This window comes from Pseudarthrobacter phenanthrenivorans Sphe3 (genome assembly GCF_000189535.1).
Taxonomy (GTDB): Bacteria; Actinomycetota; Actinomycetes; order Actinomycetales; family Micrococcaceae; genus Arthrobacter; species Arthrobacter phenanthrenivorans.
Genome location: NC_015145.1, coordinates 3,456,001 through 3,473,783, shown reverse-complemented (window position 1 = coordinate 3,473,783; position 17,783 = coordinate 3,456,001). Strand labels below are relative to the sequence as shown.

Sequence of the window (17,783 nt, the reverse complement as noted above, 5' to 3'; positions counted from 1 at the left end):
AGTTGGGTTGGGCGCTTAGTTCTTGAGCAGGCGCACGTGGTCCGGAGTGAGCTCCGAGATCCTGGACACGCCGAGCAGGGCCATTGTGCGGGCCATGTCCTTTTCCAGAATCTGCAGCATACGGTCAACGCCGGCACGGCCGCCGGCCATCAGGCCGTACAGATAGGCTCGGCCGACCAGCGTGAAGTCGGCGCCCAGGGCCAGGGCCGCCACGATGTCCGCGCCGCTCATGATGCCGGTGTCCAGCATGATCGCTGCGTCCGTGTTGTCCGCGGTAAAGGCCTGCTTCACCTCGGGCAGCAGGTGGAACGGGATGGGCGCCCGGTCCAGCTGGCGGCCCCCGTGGTTGGACAGGACGATGCCGTCAGCGCCGTGGTCAACCACGCGGCGTGCATCCTCCACGGTCTGGATGCCTTTGACCACCAGCTTGCCCTTCCACGTTTCGCGCAGCCAGTCCAGGTCCTCGAAAGTCAGGGTGGGGTCGAACATCGAGTTGATCAGGTCCGCCACGGTGCCGGTGTACCGGGAGAGTGACGCGAAGGTGAGCGGCTCGTGGGTGAGGAAGTTGAACCACCAGGCGGGCCGGTAGGACGCGTCCAGGACGGTCTTGAGGGTCAGCGCCGGCGGGATGGTCATGCCGTTGCGGACGTCACGGAGGCGGGCGCCGGCCACGGCGGTGTCCACGGTGACCATGAGGGTGTCGTTGCCGGCCTTGGCGGCCCGCTCGATGAGTTCCAGTGAGCGCTCCCGGTCAGTCCACAGGTAGAGCTGGAACCAGTTGCGGCCGTTGGGTGCGGCAGCGGCCACGTCCTCGATGGAGGCGGTGCCCATGGTGGAAAGGGTGTAGGGGATACCGGCGGCTTCCGCCGCCTGGGAGCCCGCGTACTCGCCTTCGGACTGCATCATCCGGGTAAATCCGGTGGGTGCGATGCCGACCGGCAGCCTCGAGGGCTTGCCCAGGATCTCGGTGCTGAGGTCGATCGCGGAAACGTTGCGGAGGATGCCCGGACGGAACTCGATATCCAGGAACGCCTGGCGTGCGCGGCGGAGGGTGATTTCCCCTTCAGCTGCGCCGTCGGTGTAGTCAAAGGGCGCCTGCGGTGTGCGCCGCTTGGCGATGTCCCGCAGTTCCCAGACGGTGCTGGCCCGCTTCAGCCGGGCTTCCTTGCTGAACTCCGGCTTCTTGAACTGCATCAGGGGAGCGAGGTCAGAGTACTTGGGGATCCGCCGCTTGAGGGCGGCAGGCACGGCGGCGGTGGTGGTGGCAGGGGTGGCTGCGGGCGCGGAGGCTACGGGAACATCCGTGGCATCCGGGGCGGGAGTGGCCTCGGGGTTGTTGGGCTGGATGGTGTGGGTCATGGCGTCCTCCGTTGGGCCGGTGACAGGCCCGCAACCGCGGACCCCTGTGTGGTCTAACCACACTCTAGGGCATGTGGTCCGACCACATCAACTAGGATGTCTGCATGAAGACGCATCAGCTTGTCCTGGCCTGGATAGAGAACCAGCTTTCCGAGGGACGCCTCGCCGTGGGCGGCAGGCTTCCCGCCGAACGCTCACTGGCCGAGCAGTTGAAGGTGTCCAGGACATCCGTCAGGGAGGCTATCCGCATCCTGGAAGCCATGGGTGTGGTGCGGGCCGGCGTCGGCTCGGGCCCGGACGCCGGAACTGTCGTCATTTCAGATCCGACGGCGGCACTCGGCTCTGCCCTGCGGCTGCACGTTGCCACCCAGCACCTTCCCGTGGCGGACATCGTGGAAACCCGGGTGTTGTTGGAGTCGTGGGCGGTGGCGCACGCCCGGCGCGATTCACCGGAACTGCAAGCGGCCGCCCGACTCCTCGCCGAGATGGACGCTGAAACTGTTGGCGTGGACGAATTCCTGGCCTTGGATGTCCGCTTCCACCTTGCCCTGGCCGATGCTGCCGGAAACGCCGTGGTCAGTGCCATGATGGGTTCCTTGCGGGAATCCATTACCGGCTACGCGTCAAGGCTCACCGGAAATCTCCCGGACTGGAATGCCACGGCCGCACGGTTGAGGTGCGAGCACCGTGACATCCTGGCCGCCGTGCAGAATGACGACGGCGAGCGGGCGGCACAGTTGGTGGCGGCACACATCGAGGGCTACTACAAAGAGGCGGGGCTGGCTTCCGGAGGTACGGTGCCAATCCGCCCCTAGCCGCCGAGTTTTCGGGCAGGGGGTTAGCCGTGCACCGTTGAGCGCGGGGCTTTGGCGGGGCCGCTGCTGGACCTGACCTGGAGGCGCGGCTGGTACCGGCTGCCGGGCGTGTCGCTCTCCTCGTTGCGGATAAGGGCCCGCAGTTGATGCCACGCCTGCTCGCCGAGTTCGGTGATGGGAACCGCGGCCGTGGTCAGCGCCGGCGTCGTGTATTTGGCAAAGGGGATGTCGTCGAAGCCGGTGACGGAAATGTCACCAGGAACATCGAGGCCGCGTTCGTGAAGCCCGCTCATGAGCCCCATGGCCACGAGGTCATTGAAGGCCAGGATCCCGGTGGCACCGCTTTCCAGTACCGCGTCCACGGCCTCGTGTCCGGTATCGAAGTCCGAGCCGCCCTCAAGCATGATGACCTCGACCTGCGGGTGGGCGGCCTTGAACGTCTCCAGGCCCTGGAGCCGGAGGTTGTTTGAAGCGCTGCGCGGAGGCCCGGAAAGAAAGGCCAGGCGGGTATGGCCAAGTTCCACCAGGTGTTCTGCGATGTCCTGAACGCCCTGCCCATAGTCCACCACCAGGCTGGGAACATCCGCGGCGGCCGTGGTCCGGTTGATCAGCACAAGGGGCCGCAGGGAGGGGGCAATCTCTTCCAGTTCCGCGTCGGTCATGCGGGGAGCGCACAGGACCAGGCCGTCGCACCGGCGCCGGGCTTCGCCGGCAAGGATGGACTCCTCACTGGAGACTTCAAAGGAGTCCGCGATGAGCACCCGGTAGCCGTCCTGGGCCGCAGCCCGGCTCAAGCCCCGCAGGATGGCCTGGAAAGTGGGGTTTGCCAGGTCAGGGACAACGATGCCGATGGTGTCCGTCTTGCCGAGGGCAAGGCTGCGCCCCACCGGATTTGGCTGGTATTTCAGCTCAGCCGCGGCCGCCCGGACCCGCGCGGCAATCTCCGGATCCACCGTGAAGTTGCCGTTCATGACGCGGGACACCGTAGCGTGCGAAACCCCAGCCTTCACGGCAACATCCGCTATCCCGATCCTGCCGGTCGCCGATCTCCTGACCATCCTGGTCCCTTCCTTGGCGCTGCGGGCACCGGGCCCGGCGCATGCTCCTGCCTTGGACATTGCTGCTGCGGTGGCAGTTCCTTTGCCGCTTTGCCCGAGGGCATGTTGGTTCACAGCATATACCGGTACGGGAAAGCGATTTCTATTGTTTTCCAGTGTTTTCCCGCAAGATTCCGGGTCCGCAGGCAGTCACGGTCGGGGCTACTACTAGAAAGCGCTTTCTCCCAAGGCTGATAATGGTTGACGGGAGGCTTCTTGGGTTGGTACAAATCTAATAGCAAACCGAGAAAACGCTTTCTTGGGAAGGGCGCTGCAGAGCGCCCACCGTGAACTTCAGTGGCCGCCGGTGCGGCCGGGTATCAGCTTTCGAAAGGGACCCCTCATGGTCAACACAGCCGAGTCCAGTACTGACGCAGCGGCTGCAGCAGCCGCAGGCACCGCCGAAGGTGCAGCAGGCCGCAGCGGCAAAGCGCGGATCACACTGATCGGCACCGGCGGACGGTCCGAGATGTACATCCGTGCCATCTACGGCAACTACGCCGGCACCGCTGAACTGGTGGCCTTTTCAGACGTCAACCCCGGCCGCGTGGAGTTCTACCAGCAGCTCATCCAGGAACTGGGCGCACCGGGACCGGTTGCATCCTTCGATCCGGCCCAACTCACTGCTTTCATCCAGGCCAACAACATCGACCGCGTCATCGTCACCACTCCGGACTACACCCACGCCGACTACATCGTGGAGGGACTCCGTGCCGGGGCGGACGTCGTCGTCGAAAAGCCCCTCACTATCGACGCTGAAGGCTGCCGCCGCATCACCCAGGCCGTGCAGGAGACCGGCCGGAACGTAGTGGTCACCTTCAACTACCGCTACTCACCGCGGAACAGCGCACTGAAGGAAATCATCCAGAGCGGCGTGATCGGCAAGGTCACCTCCATCGACTTCAGCTGGGTCCTGGACACCGTGCACGGTGCAGACTACTTCCGCCGCTGGCACCGGGAAAAGAAGAACTCAGGCGGCCTGCTCATCCACAAGGCCTCCCACCACTTCGACCTGGTCAACTGGTGGATCGACGACGTCCCGGAGCGAGTCTTCGCCTCCGGCGGGCTGAAGTTCTACGGCGATAAGAACGCAGCAGAGCGTGGCCTGGGCCCGCGTCCTGAGCGCGGCACGCCCGACGCCGAAGCCCCCGCCCGTGAGAAGGATCCGTTCGCGCTTGACCTGAGGGAGGACGAGCGGCTCAAGGCCCTCTTCCTGGACAACGAGCACTACGACGGCTACCGCCGTGACCAGGATGTCTTCACCGGCGGCATCACCATCGAGGACAACCTCGCGCTGGTGGTGGAGTACCAGGGCGGCCCGCGCCTGAGCTACTCGCTGAACGCGCACAGCCCCTGGGAGGGCTACCGCGTGGCGGTCAACGGCACCGAAGGCCGTGCCGAGCTGGAGGTGGTGGAACGCGCCGCCGTCCTGCACAGCACGGACAAGAAGACCGTGGTGGACCCGAGCGCCACGCCCGTGGAGGAAGAGGACGCGGTGCGCCGCAACGGCGAACGCCTGGTGGTCCAGCGCCACTGGGAGGCAGCCTACGAGGTGCCGATCATCAACGGGGAAGGCGGCCACGGCGGCGGTGACGAACTCCTGCTCTCTGACCTGTTCAACGGTCCGGGCGACGATCCCCTTGGGCGCCCGTCGGGCTACCTGGACGGGCTGCGGTCCGTCTCGGTCGGCATCGCCGGCAACCGTTCGCTGGAGTCGTCGCTGCCGGTCCGGATCGAGGACCTGGACCTCGGCGCCGACCTTCGCCGGAGCAACTGATTCCTGCACCGGAACATCTACCAAAGGAACAAGCATGAGCAGGATCTTCGTGACCGGCGGCTCCGGCCGGCTGGGCCGCAGTGTTGTGGCGGGGCTCGCCGAAAAGGGCCACCACGTTATCTCGGTGGACCGGGACGCCGTTCCGGCGGACCAGCTGCCCGCGGGCGTCGTCCAGGAAACCGCGGACCTCCTGGCCCCGGGTGAGGCGCTGCGCCTCCTCCGTGACACAACGCCCGACGCCGTCATCCACCTCGCCGCGATTGCCGTACCTTTCAGCGCGCCAGAGGACGTCATTTTCGCCACAAACACGCGCCTCGCCTTCGCTGTCATCAGCGCCGCCACGGAAGTGGGCGTGCAGAAGATTGTCACCGCCAGCAGTCCCACGGTGCTGGGGTACGGATCGCCCGCAGGCTGGCTGCCGCCGTCGTTCCCGCTGGACGAGCGGACCCCGCCGAAGCCGTGGAACGCCTACGCACTCTCAAAACTCATCGCCGAGCAGACCGTGCAGGCCTTCGCCAACGCCCAAGGTGAGAAGATCCGGTACGCGGCCTTCCGCCCCTGCTACGTCATTTCCCCGGAAGAGTGGGAAGGCGCGCCCACCCAGCAAGGGCACACCCTCGCCGAGCGGCTCGCTGATCCCGCGCTGTCCGCCCCTGCCCTCTTCAACTACGTCGATGCGCGGGACGTGGCGGATTTCCTGGACCTGCTGCTGGAAAAGATGCCCGCCATTCCCAACGGGGAAACCTTTTTCGTCGGAGCCGCAGACGCCCTGGCCACCGCACCCCTGGCTGAACTGATGCCGAAATTCCTGCCGGGGAGCGAAGCCCTCAGCGCAGGACTCACCGGAACCAGCCCTGCCTTCTCCATAGCCAAAGCCCAGGAACTCCTGGGCTGGCATCCCACGCGCAGCTGGCGCACCGAACTCAAGTCCCACACCACCCTCAATGAAGAGAACTCCGCGCTGGTCACTGCCGGCAGCGGAGCCAAGGAGACACCATGAAATTCGACGGCGTACTGTTCTTTCCCGTCACCCCGTTCACGGCCGAAGGTGCCGTTGACGTGGACCTGCTCAAGGAACACATCAGCTCGCGGCTGCCATTCGGGCCCGGCGGCGTCTTCCCCGCCTGCGGGACCGGTGAGTTCCACGCCCTCAGCATCGAGGAGGTGCGCACCGTGGTGACGGCCGCCGTCGAGGTCGTTGCCGGAAAGGTCCCGGTAGTTGCCGGCGCGGGCGGGCCGCTGGGCCACGCGATTGCAGCCGCCCGCGCCGCGGAAGAGGCGGGGGCAGACGCCCTCCTGGTCCTCCCGCCATACCTGGTCACCGGCCCCACCGACGGACTCGTTGCCTACATCGAGGCCGTGGCCAATGCCAGCAGCCTGCCGGTGATTGTCTACCACCGCGGCAACGCCAAATTCACGGCTGCCTCGATGGCGCGGCTGGCTGCCAATCCCAAGGTCGTCGGCTTCAAGGACGGCCTGGGCGATGTGGGCCTGGCCCAGGAAATCGTGTCCGCCGTCAAGGCCACCGGACGCAAGGACTTCGCCTTCTTCAACGGACTGCTGACCGCGGAGCTGACCCAGGGGGCCTACCGCGGCCTGGGCATCCCGCTCTACTCCTCGGCCGCCTTCGCGATGGCTCCGGAGATTGCCAAGGCCTACTACGACGCCTACGAAGCCGGCGATGAGGACCGCCGCAACGCCCTGCTCGAAGGCTTCTACGCACCGCTGGTCCGCCTCCGCGACCAGACGCCCGGCTTCGGCGTTTCGCTGATCAAGGCAGGCCTGCGGCTGGGCGGACTTCCCGTTGGCTCCGTGCGCCCGCCGCTGGTTGACCCCACCGAGGAACAGCTTGTGCAGCTGAAGGCCATCCTCGCCAAGGGCTACGAGCTGGCGGGCCGCTGATGAGCCTCCCCGCGGCTGTTGCTGTCCGGACAGTACGGCGGATCACGGGCCTTTCAACCCGGCTCATCACGGTTCCGCTGCGCCGCAGCTGGGGCGCGGAGGCACCGGAAAACCATGTGATCGCTACCGAAATCCAGACGGACGACGGCGGCGCGGGGCACGGTTTCTCCTGGACGCCCACCATTGGTCCGCAGGCCGTCAAGGCCCTGCTCGAATACGACATCGCCCCGTTCGTCACCGGCCTGCCCGCCAACCCCGAGGTGGTTTGGGACGCCCTGTGGAAACGGCTGCATGAGGCCGGCGGCGGTGGACTGACCACCATTGCCATGGCGGGTGTGGACCTGGCGCTGTGGGACCTGCAGGCCTCCCGGGCACACACCTCAGTCACCGGACTCCTGGGCCAGCGGCACGAGTCAGCGGAGGTGTACGGCTCCGGGGTCAACCTGCATTACACCCTCGAAGAGCTCGTGGCGCAGACCGAACGCTGGGTTGCAGCCGGGCACCGGGCCGTGAAAATCAAGGTGGGCAAGCCGGACATTAACGAGGACGCCGAACGCGTGGCCGCAGTCCGTTCCGTCCTGGGCCCTGACCGGAAGTTGATGATCGACGCGAACCAGCGCTGGGACCTGCCCACCACGCTCCGCGCCCTCGATGTACTGGCCGGCTTCGGGCTGGAGTGGCTCGAGGAACCCATCCGAGCCGACGACCTCTGGGCCTACCGGAGGCTGCGCAAACACTCACCGGTACCGATCGCCCTCGGTGAAAACCTGCACACCATCTACCGCTTCCGGGATTTCATTGAGGCGGAAGCTGTGGACATCATCCAACCCAACATCATCCGGGTGGGAGGCATCACCCCGTTCCGGCGCATTGTTGAGCTTGCCCGCACCAACAGCATCAAAGTGATGCCGCACCTGCTGCCCGAGCTCTCCGGCCAGCTCGCCCTGACCCTCGCCGAGCCCACCCTGGTGGAGGACGTGGAAGAGGCATCCTTTGAGCAGCTGGGAATCCTCGCGGGCCCCGCGCCCGTCAGGTTCAGCAACAGCCTTGTCAGCCTCACCGACCAGCCCGGCCTCGGCTTCCACTTCCGGGACGCACCGTAACGAAGAACGTCCGCACGAACGTCCATCCAGAGAACAGGAACCTGACGTGACAACTGCAACCCTTTCCCTGTCCGAGCTCACGGCTGCCGCCACCCAGGCTGCCAAAATCTCTGCAGCTTCATCGGATGCTGACCGCGCGGCCTGGCTCACGGCCGTGGCTGATGCGCTCGACGCGAACGCCGCCGAGCTGGTGGAGATTGCCGATTCCGAGACCAGCCTTGGCGCAACCCGCCTCACCGGCGAAGTGGCCCGCACCACCGGCCAGCTGCGCCTGTTCGCCCGCGTCATCACCGAGGGCTCGTACCTCGAAGCCATCGTCGACCACGCGGACCCGGACTCCGCGCCCCCCAAGCCCGACCTCCGCCGGATCCTGCGACCCATTGGCCCGGTGGCGGTCTTCTCGGCGTCGAACTTCCCGTTCGCCTTCTCTGTGGCAGGCGGCGACACCGCATCAGCTTTGGCCGTGGGCTGCTCCGTGATCGTCAAGGCCCACTCGGGCCACCTCCGCCTTTCCGAGCGGACGGCTGAAATCGTCGCCGAGGCGTTGCGCGCAGCGGGTGCTCCGGAAGGCCTGTTCGCCCTGGTGAGTGGCCGCGAGGTGGGAACCGCGCTGGTCCAGGATCCGGCCATCAAGGCGGTGGGCTTCACCGGCTCCATCCCCGGCGGCCGTGCCCTCTTTGACCTTGCCACATCCCGTCCGGACCCCATCCCGTTCTACGGCGAGCTGGGCAGCCTGAACCCGGTGGTGGTCACGAAGGCAGCTTTGGCTGCACGTTCCCCCCAGCTTGCCGAGGGTCTGGCCGGATCCTTCACCTTGGGCGCCGGCCAGTTCTGCACCAAGCCCGGGCTCGTCTTCATCCCGGCTGGAACAGACTTTGCCGCGAAGGTGGCGGCGGCCAGCAAGGACAAGCCGGCCCTGGGCATGCTGACCAGCCGGATTGCGGAGGCCTACCCGGACGGGCTGCACAGCTTCGCGTCCGTGGACGGCGTCAATGTGGTGAGCGGCAGCGTGGACCAGGACGCGGTGGCCAACGGGGCGGCTCCCGTGGTCTTTTCCACTACGGCAGCCAAGGTGCTGGAGCGTCCGGAAAAGCTGCTGGAGGAGTGCTTCGGCCCCACCACCATGCTGATCGAATACGCGGACCGGGAGGAGCTGTCCACAGTCCTGGCCAAGGTGCCGGGCAGCCTCACCGCCACCCTGCACGCGCAGCCGGGTGAGGACATTTCAGCCCTCGTCGACCAGCTTTCCGAACTTGCCGGCCGCGTGCTGTTTGACGGCTGGCCCACGGGGGTTGCGGTGAACTGGGCCCAGCAGCACGGCGGCCCCTACCCGGCCACCACCTCGCTGTTCACGTCGGTGGGCGCGACGGCGGTCCGCCGCTTCCAGCGTCCGGTCGCCTACCAGGACGCTCCGGAATCAGTCCTGCACCCGGCCCTGCACGAAAGCAACCCGCTGGGCATCCCGCGCCGGGTGGACGGGGACATCCAGCTCCCCTAGCGACGCTCTCTCACTTGATGTCGCTTTAACCGAAACGCTCCTTCAGTTGATGTGGCTTTAGCCGAAACGCTCTCTCAGCAGTAGCCGGAACTCCGGCCACAACTGAGAGAGCGTTTCTGGTTTTGCTGCAGGAACTGAGAGAGCGTCCGGGCGTCTCAGAGCTCCAGCGTCAGCGGCCGCTGGAGGCCATTCACCGTGGCGGAGGGCCAGCGTGGATCCACCGTGAGGACCTGCAGGCCGGATTCGGTGAGCTGGACAGTGTCCTCGATCTTCACGCCGGGGCCCGAGGGGTTCCACGTGAAGGCCTGGTTCAGGACCACGGTATCGGTGGCGGCAGCGGTGACGCGGGGATCACGGCCCGCATAGCCCGCGGGGCCGCCTTGGTGGTGCTGTTCCCACTGGTCGGCCCCGAAACCGTGCCGGGCGTAGGCTGCCTGGATCTCCGCGAAGATCCGGTCCAACCGGGCGCCGGGAACCGTGGCGTCGAAGATGTCTGCCTCCACTGCTGCGATGCGTGCCTCGGCGTCGCGCTCCTGGGGAGTGCCGGCGTCGAACCTTATCCAGCGGGTGATGTTGGCAACCATGCCGTCCCGGCGGGCGCACACCACGGCCATGGCGCGGCGGCCCAGGGGCGAGTGGGTGGCCAGCGGGTGCCGGAATCCGCTGCGGCTGCTGCCGTTGCACAGCAGGACAAGCGGCTCCGCCCCGGCCGCAACGACGCCACCTGCGAGCCTGGATACCAGTTCGAACTCCGTGGTTTCCGGGCGGGCGGTGGAGAGGACGTCCGTCATGACGGTGGCGACCTCTGCGGACAGTTGCGAGTAGCGCGCGCTTTCACCCGGGAGCAGGTGCTGGCGGGCGGCGCGCAGCTCAGTGGCAACGGCCGCTTCGGCCAGCGGCGCGGCCGCGTCCCCGGCTGAACGTCCGACGGCGGCCGCGGCCTCATGGAGGTTGCCGTACCACGGGACGGAGTGCAGGGTGACGCCTGCGGGCAGTTCCTCGGCCGCGATGCGGCCAGCCTCATTGTTCAAGGTGATCAGGTGGTCGCCGTCCCGGTCCACCCGGAGGGCAGCGATGGGGTCGCCGGCCAGGCTGATATGGACGCGGCTGCCGTCGAGATACCATGTCAGGGCTGTGTTGGTGGTGAGCAGCAGCGATTCCTGGCCCGTGGCATCGAGGATGTCCAGCACACGCTGGCGTTTAATGGCCCGGTCATGGGCGGATGCCGGGGCCGTCCTGCCCTGGAGCGGGATGGTGTCAGCTGTTGTCTGGCTCATGAAGGTTCCCCTGCTGGTTGATGAGTGCTTCGATGTCGGTGGTGCCCAGGATGCCGTCGGCCACGAAAACGGTGATGCCGCGCTGCACCGGATGCCCCGGTTCGGCGATGACCGGGGTGTCCCAGGCAAGTGATTGGCCCACTCCGGGGTAGCCGTCCACCCGGACGAACCAGGGGTCGGCGGACCCCTCAGAGGCTACGAAGATGAGTGTGGCCCCGCCGCCGTCGAACGTTCCTGCCCAGGCAAGCCATGGCGTCACTGAACCATGTATTTCTGATTCACCGGTGCCGGCAGGAGTCCATACTTGTGCTCCTTCACAGGCGGGCAGCCGCCAGAAAAAACCGCCGTAACCACCTTCGAAGCGGCCGTTCGAGCCCGGGCTGCCCAGGCTCACCGGCCGGTCACCCGCAGGGGACAGGGCGAAGTCAAGGGACAGCCGCCAGGTGGAGGCGCTGACCCCGGCCCAGGTCCAGGTGCGGTCCTCCAGCAGGACGGGGGCGCCGTCCGGCCCATCCCAGGACAGCGTCTCCTGCAGCCGGCCTTCCTGCCTTTCAGTGGCATCAGTCTGCTCCACTGCAGCGTCCCGGATAGTGATCCGGCCGTGGTCCGGGCGCCATACGTACTGGCCCGCTGCCCGGGTATACGTGCGGCCACCCCAGAAGTTGATGCCGTCCACATCCTGGAGGGCCACTCCGGCGCCGAGGTGCCACACATGGTCCAGCGGCTGGTGGTCCGTCACCACGGTGCCGGCGAGGGTCCGGACGGGGTGCAGGTAAGGCCGCGGAGAGGACACTGCCCGGATCCGGCTGCCGTCCTGGTAATCAGCTACAGCTTTGCCGTCCAGGGTGAGCGTTCGGACCGGCGGGAGCTTCCGCGCCCAGGGTACGCCGAGTTCCGCAAAGGTGGCCTGGGCCTTGACGGCGCGCTCGATCAGCGGACCGATGCCGCGCACCACCGGGTGGGCGTCGTCGCCCTCGCCCTCCCACGAGATGTGGCCGGGGCTGATTGGTTGCGGTGCGGGCGCTGTCCGGATGGCTTCCAGCACCGTGGTGAAGGCGCCGGTGTCTGCCAGGGCGCACAGCAGCGGCGCCCCGTTGGAGCGGGCAGCCAGAAGGTTCTCCAGCAGGTCAGTGCGGCCGAATGTCTCGCGGCGCTCGCCGTCGGGGGTGCTGATGACCACTTCGTCCTCGGTGTAGAAGAGCGTGATCTCGCCGCGGGTGCCATGCACCGTCACGAAGGGCCGCTGCTGTTCCTGAGCGCACAGCGTCAGTCCGCACAGCAGCGTGGAACCACCAGCGGTGCGGACGCGGATGATGGAGGTGTCGTCACTTTCGGTGCCGTGTGCCCGGTAGAGGTCCGTCTCCACTGATTCGACGTCGGCCATCGTATGGGCTCCGGCCAGATGGAGGCCCGTGGCTACCGCATGGGCAAGGGCGTTGGTTGCCACGCCGTCCACCACGTCGACACCGTCCAGGCTGCGTTTCCCTGCCCAGCGCGAACGTTTGAAGTAGGCCTTGGTGCGCACCCATTCGCCGGTGGCGCTGAGGCCCAGGACTTCGCCGATGCCGCCGGAGTCCACCAGGCTACGGATGGCAGGCAGGGCATGGGATCCGAGGCTCTGGAAGCCTGCCTGGACCAGCCGGCCTGCAGCGGCGGCCGCGTCCAGCACCTCCTTGAACTGGGCAATTGATGCCACCGGAGGTTTTTCCACATAGACGTCCTTGCCCGCTGACAGGGCCGCAAGGGCCAGGGGAGCATGGGTCTGGATGGGGGTAGCAAGAATGACGACGTCGACTCCTGGCCCGGCAGCCAGCAGCTGGGGCAGATCATTGAACACCGCCACCCAACCCGCCAGCTGCCCCGGCGCCGGCGGGTTGGGGTCGGCCACCGCAACCAGTTCCAGCGTTCCGGCCGCTTCAAGCCGGGCCAGGTTGGCAAGGTGCCGTTCACCGAACCCGTGTACGCCAACCAGCGCGATGCGCGGAATGGCTGTCCTGCCGTCCGGATGAGTTCTGGTTTCCGCTGCGGCGGATTGTTGGATCATCAGTTTCCTTGCGTGCTGGAGGTGGAGTGGAGGTTGAGGGTGGTGGCGAGGAAGGCGAGCGCTTCCTGCTGCATCCGGGCGGTGAACACGTGGCCTCCGGGCCAGAAACTGCCGGTGTAGTTCCCGTGCGGGTGCACCGACTCGAGGACGCGGTGGGCATCGCGCATCCCATCCTCGGGGAAGAGTTCGTCGGCCAACGCGTATTGGACCAGCAGGTTGGCGTCGCGGGCCCCGGCCGTGAGCCCGGGCCAGTCGCCCAGTTTCCACAGTCCCGGTGTCTGCAGGAGCCAGGAGTGCGCGTCCAGGTAGGAGGGCAGAAGCGACTGGAAGGTGGCCATCATGCACGTCACCACATAACTCTTGATACGGGGGCTGAGCACGGCGAGGGCGAGGGACCGGCCACCGCCGCCGGAAAAGCCGATGCAGCCCAGCCTGTCCTGGTCCACGTCCGTCAGCGAGGCAAGGATCTCAAGGGCGGCCAGGTCGTCGTGGGCCACCATGCCGGCAAGGCTGGTGCCCAGCAGTCCGGCGGTCTTGGCGACGGTTTCCTCGTGGATTCCGGCGGCAGCGTTGTACAAGTCTGCATCGGAAGGAACGACGCCGTCCTCCCGCCACTGTGCCTGCCTGGCCTCCAGTGCCGAGGCCGTCCGCCAGGGCGGGACGGACAGGTCAAACCGGCGGCTGCCCCAGGCGAACGTGTCATGGGCCAGGACTGCAAAACCCCGCCGTGCCACGTCCGTGGCAAGGGCGCGGCCGTCGTAGTGGCCGGCCTTGGCGGCGTCCGCCGAGGGGTGCTGCTCCGCGAGCTCAACCAGCCGGTCCGCGCCGCCGAATTTGTTGCCGCCGTGGCAATGCAGCGCGAGGACGCCGGGCAGCGGCCCGGAACTGCCTGCCGGCCGGATCAGCCAGCCGGTAGTCCGGGGGCCGAAGCCCAACTGCCAGCTGAGCTGGGAGGTTGTAACGCCGTCGTGCGTTTCCTCCCAATGCACACTAACGTCAGGACGCAGCGGTATTTCCGGGACGCCAATCGCGTCGGCGAATGCCTGCCCTTCCTGGCTGGCTACCCGGTAGCGCGGATGGTTCTGGACGTAGGCAGGCCAGTCCTCGTAACCCGCAATGGCACTTGGCCTGGCAGATCCGGTTGCATGGCTCACTGGCCTGCCTCCTGTTCGGTGTGTTCTGTAATGATGACCGGCGGGCAGGGTCAGCCAAGGTTGGAGTTGACCTCCTGGATGAAGCCCTTGGCAGCATCCCGGGGGGAGATCTTGCCGAACAGGACATCGGTGTTGAACCTGTTCAGGACTTCCATGGTGGCCGAGGAACCTGCGGGGAAGGGCAAGGGAGGTTCAATGTCCATCTCCGCAATGCGGTCCAGGTACTCCGCTTCCTTCTGCTGCGATTCTTTCAGGAGGGGAGTGATGGCCGCCTTGAGTTCGGTGTTGGCCGGCATGCCGCGGTCGCTCTTGATCTTGGTGGCGGCATCCACGTTGTTCACCAGGTAGTTGATGAACATGGCTGCTTCCTTGGGGTGCGGGGACTTGGATGAGATGGCGTACTCCATGGAGGACCGCAGCCAGGTTCCCGGGGTTTTGCTTTCTCCCGGCAGCTTCATCATGACCAGGGGTGACCCCGAGTAGGAGTTCATCTGGTTGCTCCATGAGATCTTCATGCCCTGCTTGCCTTGGCCCATGAGGGTCATTTCCGGCTGGGCGGAGCCGTCCTCCACCGTCTGGGAAGCGGACGGCGCACCGCCGGTTTCCATCAGCTTCTTGTTCAGTTCAAACCACTTGGTTGCAGTGTCCTCGCTGATGCCGAGCTTCTTGCCGTCGTCCGTGTAGAGGTCCTCGCCGTGCTGGCGTGCCCAGACGGCCAGGAAGGAGTCGTTTGCCATGGGGGTAGTGCCGAACGTTCCCGCCGGTGACTTTTGGGTGATCTCCGCGGCGACCTCCGCGTAGTCGTCCCAGGTCCACGTCTCGTCGTCCGGCAGTTCCACGCCCGCGGCTTCAAAGACTTTGGGGTCGATCACCATGGACATGGCATTGACGCCTGCGGTGATGGTGTACTGCTTGTCCTCGATTTTGCCCAGGTCCACAGTGCCCTCGGCGAACTTGGACGTATCAATCTGGTCCTTGACCTCGTCCAGGTCCAGCAGCACCCCGCGGCTGGCGTACTCGCTGGGGTACGCGCCGCTCATGGCGAAGACGTCAGGCGTGGTGCCGCCGGCAATCTGCGTGGCCATCTTGTCCCAGTAGGAGCTGAACTCAGTGTTTTCGCCTTGCACCTTGATGGTGGGGTTCGCGGCCTCGAAGTCCTTGATGACGTCGAGGGTGGTCTTGGCACGGGAGTCGTTACCCCACCAGGCGAAGCGGATGGTGACAGGATCTTCAACGGTCCCCACCTTCCCGGCTTCCGGATTACTCCCGCAGCCGGTGAGAACCAGGGCAAGTGCTGTTGTTGCCGCGGCAGTTCCGAGTACTGATTTCCTGAGACGTAACCGCATTGTCCAGCCCCTTAAATCCTGTGATGTATTCGTAGTGATGGGTCCAACAGAAAACGCTTTCTCAAAAACTAACAAAGGGCTATACAGGAGTCAAGAAAGCGTTTACTTTGGTACGGAGCCGCTTTTTCAAACCCCCGCCGGCTGGTACCCAGTTGGTCTTCCGGCTGGAGGCATGGGCCGCGCGGGGCGGACCTATCGCCCAGGCGATACCAGGAACGTGGAGGCCACGATGACCAAAGGAGACCACATGGCCGCTAAACATTTACCCAGGGCACTGCGCCCGGCAGTCACGCCGGCAGCAGCGGGCCCCATCGCAGGGACGGGACGGCAACCGTGAGCGCCATCAGCGAACTTAGCTCGATAACCCGGCGGAAGGGTAAGGCAACCGCCGAGGAGAAGAAGGCCAACGGCCGCGACAACAAGGCGGCATATATCTTCCTGCTGCCGTGGCTGGTGGGCCTGGTGGCCATCACCATTGGCCCGATGCTGATGTCCCTCTACCTGTCCTTCACCGACTACAACCTGCTCCAGCCTCCGGAATGGACCGGCTTGGACAACTTCACCCGGATGCTCACTGACGCCCGGCTGCACAACTCGCTTGGAGTGACCTTCACGTATGTCTTCATCGGCGTGCCGCTCCAGCTTGCCGTGGCGCTCCTCATTGCGCTGGTGCTGGATAAGGGGCTGCGCGGCCTGCCGTTCTACCGCTCGGTGTTCTACCTGCCCTCCCTCCTGGGCGGCTCGGTGGCAGTCGCCATCCTCTGGAAGCAGATTTTCGGCACCACCGGCCTGGTGAACCAGGTCCTGGCGATGTTCGGCATCCAGGGCCCCGGCTGGATCTCTGATCCCAGCACTGCGCTGGGTTCCATCATCCTGCTGCACGTCTGGACCTTTGGTGCCCCAATGATCATCTTCCTGGCAGGGCTCCGGCAGATCCCGCACATGTATTACGAGGCCGCGAAGGTGGACGGCGCCAACACGCTCCAGCAGTTCTGGCGGATCACGATGCCGATGCTGAGCCCCATCATCTTCTTTAACCTGGTGCTGCAGATCATCGGATCCTTCCAGTCGTTCACGCAGGCGTTCATCGTCTCCGGCGGCAACGGCGGCCCCTCCGACTCCACCATGTTCTTCACGCTGTACCTCTACCAGAAGGGCTTCGGCCAGTTCGATATGGGATACGCGTCCGCCATGGCCTGGTTCCTGCTGGTCATCATCGGCGTCTTCACCGCCATCAACTTCATCGCTTCTAAGTATTGGGTTTTCTATGACGACTAAGCTGGAGACGCTGCCCACCCCGGACAAGAAGTCCGGGGGAAACGGCAAGCCTACGAACCACCGCAAACCCCGCGTCCGGGAGTCCCGCGGAACCCTGGCCTTCAGCCGGGCACAGCGCGGGAAGTCCCTGATAAAGCACGGCATCCTGATCCTTGCCGGCGGGCTCATGATCTACCCCCTGCTCTGGATGGTTGTTTCATCACTGCGCCCCAATGAACTGATCTTCCGCGAGCCCGGGCTGTGGCTCAACAGCCTGGAGATGAGCAACTACACCTCGGGCTGGTCCGCCCTGACCCATCCCTTCGGGCACTACATGATCAACTCGGCCATCGTGGTTATCGGATCGATCCTGGGCAACCTCATTTCCTGCTCCATGGCCGCCTACGCCTTCGCCCGGCTGCAGTTCACGGGGAAGAAGCTGTTCTTCGGCATCATGCTGTTGACCATCATGCTGCCGTTCCACGTGGTCATCGTCCCGCAGTACATCCTGTTCTCACAGATCGGCTGGGTGAACACGTTCTGGCCGCTGCTGGTTCCCAAGCTGCTGGCCACGGACGCATTCTTTGTCTTCCTGATGGTCCAGTTCATCCGCGGTATCCCGCGCGAACTTGATGAGGCTGCCCGGATTGACGGGGCAGGGCATCCGCGGATCTTCCTGCGGGTCATCCTGCCGCTGATGGTGCCCGCCCTGGCCACCACCACCATCTTCACGTTCATTTGGACCTGGAACGACTTCTTCGGCGCCCTGATCTACCTGACGGACCCGGATATGTTCACGGTGCCTGTGGCGCTGCGGGCGTTCGTTGATTCACAGTCGGCCACGAGCTGGGGATCGCTGTTCGCGATGTCCATCGTGTCGCTCCTGCCGGTCTTCCTGGTCTTCCTGTTCGGCCAGCGGTTCCTTATCAAGGGCATCGCCACGACCGGCATCAAGTAGGGGCGGCTTCTGGCGGGCAGCAGTTCGAGATGCCGCCAGCTTGCGATGCAGCGGGGCGGCCTGCCTTACAGCGGGCTGCCCCGACGCCCCCGCAAGTCAAGAAACTCTTGGTCACGTCTTGTACTACAAGTTGCCAACTTATAGCATTAGCCTCAGAAAGCGTTTTCACGCTTTTCCCTCCATAGACAACCGCATC

At 65.7% G+C, this 17,783-nt stretch carries 14 protein-coding genes; 8 read left to right on the top strand and 6 right to left on the bottom strand.

What is annotated here, in order from left to right; translation table 11 throughout:
• Positions 1-15: 15 nt before the first annotated feature.
• On the bottom strand, positions 16-1,359 hold the full coding sequence (locus ASPHE3_RS16165) for an alpha-hydroxy acid oxidase (RefSeq protein WP_013602268.1): 1,344 nt from the start codon (positions 1,357-1,359) through the stop codon (positions 16-18).
• Positions 1,360-1,463: 104 nt separating this feature from the next.
• Between ASPHE3_RS16165 and ASPHE3_RS16160 the strand changes: the two genes are divergently transcribed.
• Entirely contained in the window at positions 1,464-2,174 is a 711-nt protein-coding gene (locus ASPHE3_RS16160; protein ID WP_013602267.1) for a FadR/GntR family transcriptional regulator, read from the top strand.
• A 23-nt stretch (positions 2,175-2,197) separates the two neighbouring features.
• Here ASPHE3_RS16160 and ASPHE3_RS16155 read toward each other — a convergent pair whose 3' ends face one another.
• Positions 2,198-3,232: a LacI family DNA-binding transcriptional regulator gene (locus ASPHE3_RS16155; RefSeq protein ID WP_041653124.1), complete on the bottom strand. Its 1,035-nt coding sequence runs from the start codon at positions 3,230-3,232 to the stop codon at positions 2,198-2,200.
• Positions 3,233-3,614: 382 nt separating this feature from the next.
• On the opposite strand from ASPHE3_RS16155, the gene ASPHE3_RS16150 reads away from it, so the two are divergent.
• Genes ASPHE3_RS16150 through ASPHE3_RS16130 form a run of 5 tightly spaced genes read left to right on the top strand, consistent with a single transcriptional unit; the run spans position 3,615 to position 9,551 of the window.
• Positions 3,615-5,048, top strand: a complete 1,434-nt coding sequence (locus ASPHE3_RS16150; RefSeq protein WP_013602265.1) for a Gfo/Idh/MocA family protein — start codon at positions 3,615-3,617, stop codon at positions 5,046-5,048.
• A 34-nt stretch (positions 5,049-5,082) separates the two neighbouring features.
• Positions 5,083-6,048, top strand: coding sequence for an NAD-dependent epimerase/dehydratase family protein (locus ASPHE3_RS16145; RefSeq protein ID WP_013602264.1), 966 nt, complete (start codon positions 5,083-5,085; stop codon positions 6,046-6,048).
• Positions 6,045-6,950, top strand: a complete 906-nt coding sequence (locus ASPHE3_RS16140; RefSeq protein WP_013602263.1) for a 5-dehydro-4-deoxyglucarate dehydratase — start codon at positions 6,045-6,047, stop codon at positions 6,948-6,950. Before ASPHE3_RS16145 ends, ASPHE3_RS16140 begins: the two co-directional genes overlap by 4 nt.
• A complete protein-coding gene (locus tag ASPHE3_RS16135) occupies positions 6,950-8,053 on the top strand; it encodes a mandelate racemase/muconate lactonizing enzyme family protein (protein WP_013602262.1) in 1,104 nt (367 codons plus the stop codon). The genes ASPHE3_RS16140 and ASPHE3_RS16135 overlap by 1 nt, the downstream gene beginning before the upstream one ends.
• A gap of 46 nt (positions 8,054-8,099) precedes the next feature.
• Positions 8,100-9,551, top strand: coding sequence for an aldehyde dehydrogenase (NADP(+)) (locus tag ASPHE3_RS16130; protein ID WP_013602261.1), 1,452 nt, complete (start codon positions 8,100-8,102; stop codon positions 9,549-9,551).
• Positions 9,552-9,706: 155 nt separating this feature from the next.
• Here the strand turns inward: ASPHE3_RS16130 and ASPHE3_RS16125 are convergent, their stop codons facing one another.
• From ASPHE3_RS16125 to ASPHE3_RS16110, 4 genes are read right to left on the bottom strand one after another with little or no spacing between them, the layout of a single operon-like run.
• Complete coding sequence (locus ASPHE3_RS16125) at positions 9,707-10,828, bottom strand: M24 family metallopeptidase (RefSeq protein WP_013602260.1); 1,122 nt, start codon at positions 10,826-10,828, stop codon at positions 9,707-9,709.
• Complete coding sequence (locus tag ASPHE3_RS16120; protein WP_013602259.1) at positions 10,809-12,872, bottom strand: DUF6807 family protein; 2,064 nt, start codon at positions 12,870-12,872, stop codon at positions 10,809-10,811. The genes ASPHE3_RS16125 and ASPHE3_RS16120 overlap by 20 nt, the downstream gene beginning before the upstream one ends.
• Complete coding sequence (locus tag ASPHE3_RS16115) at positions 12,872-14,026, bottom strand: acetylxylan esterase (protein WP_013602258.1); 1,155 nt, start codon at positions 14,024-14,026, stop codon at positions 12,872-12,874. The genes ASPHE3_RS16120 and ASPHE3_RS16115 overlap by 1 nt, the downstream gene beginning before the upstream one ends.
• 50 nt (positions 14,027-14,076) lie before the next feature.
• Positions 14,077-15,372 (bottom strand): ABC transporter substrate-binding protein, encoded by a 1,296-nt coding sequence (locus ASPHE3_RS16110; protein ID WP_013602257.1) that lies wholly within the window; start codon positions 15,370-15,372, stop codon positions 14,077-14,079.
• Positions 15,373-15,705: 333 nt separating this feature from the next.
• Here ASPHE3_RS16110 and ASPHE3_RS16105 point away from each other — a divergent pair, with 333 nt between their 5' ends.
• Positions 15,706-16,650 (top strand): carbohydrate ABC transporter permease, encoded by a 945-nt coding sequence (locus ASPHE3_RS16105; RefSeq protein WP_013602256.1) that lies wholly within the window; start codon positions 15,706-15,708, stop codon positions 16,648-16,650.
• Positions 16,640-17,587, top strand: coding sequence for a carbohydrate ABC transporter permease (locus ASPHE3_RS16100; RefSeq protein ID WP_013602255.1), 948 nt, complete (start codon positions 16,640-16,642; stop codon positions 17,585-17,587). The genes ASPHE3_RS16105 and ASPHE3_RS16100 overlap by 11 nt, the downstream gene beginning before the upstream one ends.
• Positions 17,588-17,783 lie beyond the last annotated feature (196 nt).

What these genes read in the sequence shown, in the direction of transcription:
- ASPHE3_RS16165 (WP_013602268.1), bottom strand. Translation starts at nt 1,359, where the DNA reads ATGACCCACACCATCCAGCCCAACAACCCCGAGGCCACTCCCGCCCCG.
- ASPHE3_RS16160 (WP_013602267.1), top strand. Translation starts at nt 1,464, where the DNA reads ATGAAGACGCATCAGCTTGTCCTGGCCTGGATAGAGAACCAGCTTTCC.
- ASPHE3_RS16155 (WP_041653124.1), bottom strand. Translation starts at nt 3,232, where the DNA reads ATGGTCAGGAGATCGGCGACCGGCAGGATCGGGATAGCGGATGTTGCC.
- ASPHE3_RS16150 (WP_013602265.1), top strand. Translation starts at nt 3,615, where the DNA reads ATGGTCAACACAGCCGAGTCCAGTACTGACGCAGCGGCTGCAGCAGCC.
- ASPHE3_RS16145 (WP_013602264.1), top strand. Translation starts at nt 5,083, where the DNA reads ATGAGCAGGATCTTCGTGACCGGCGGCTCCGGCCGGCTGGGCCGCAGT.
- ASPHE3_RS16140 (WP_013602263.1), top strand. Translation starts at nt 6,045, where the DNA reads ATGAAATTCGACGGCGTACTGTTCTTTCCCGTCACCCCGTTCACGGCC.
- ASPHE3_RS16135 (WP_013602262.1), top strand. Translation starts at nt 6,950, where the DNA reads ATGAGCCTCCCCGCGGCTGTTGCTGTCCGGACAGTACGGCGGATCACG.
- ASPHE3_RS16125 (WP_013602260.1), bottom strand. Translation starts at nt 10,828, where the DNA reads ATGAGCCAGACAACAGCTGACACCATCCCGCTCCAGGGCAGGACGGCC.
- ASPHE3_RS16120 (WP_013602259.1), bottom strand. Translation starts at nt 12,872, where the DNA reads ATGATCCAACAATCCGCCGCAGCGGAAACCAGAACTCATCCGGACGGC.
- ASPHE3_RS16110 (WP_013602257.1), bottom strand. Translation starts at nt 15,372, where the DNA reads ATGCGGTTACGTCTCAGGAAATCAGTACTCGGAACTGCCGCGGCAACA.
- ASPHE3_RS16100 (WP_013602255.1), top strand. Translation starts at nt 16,640, where the DNA reads ATGACGACTAAGCTGGAGACGCTGCCCACCCCGGACAAGAAGTCCGGG.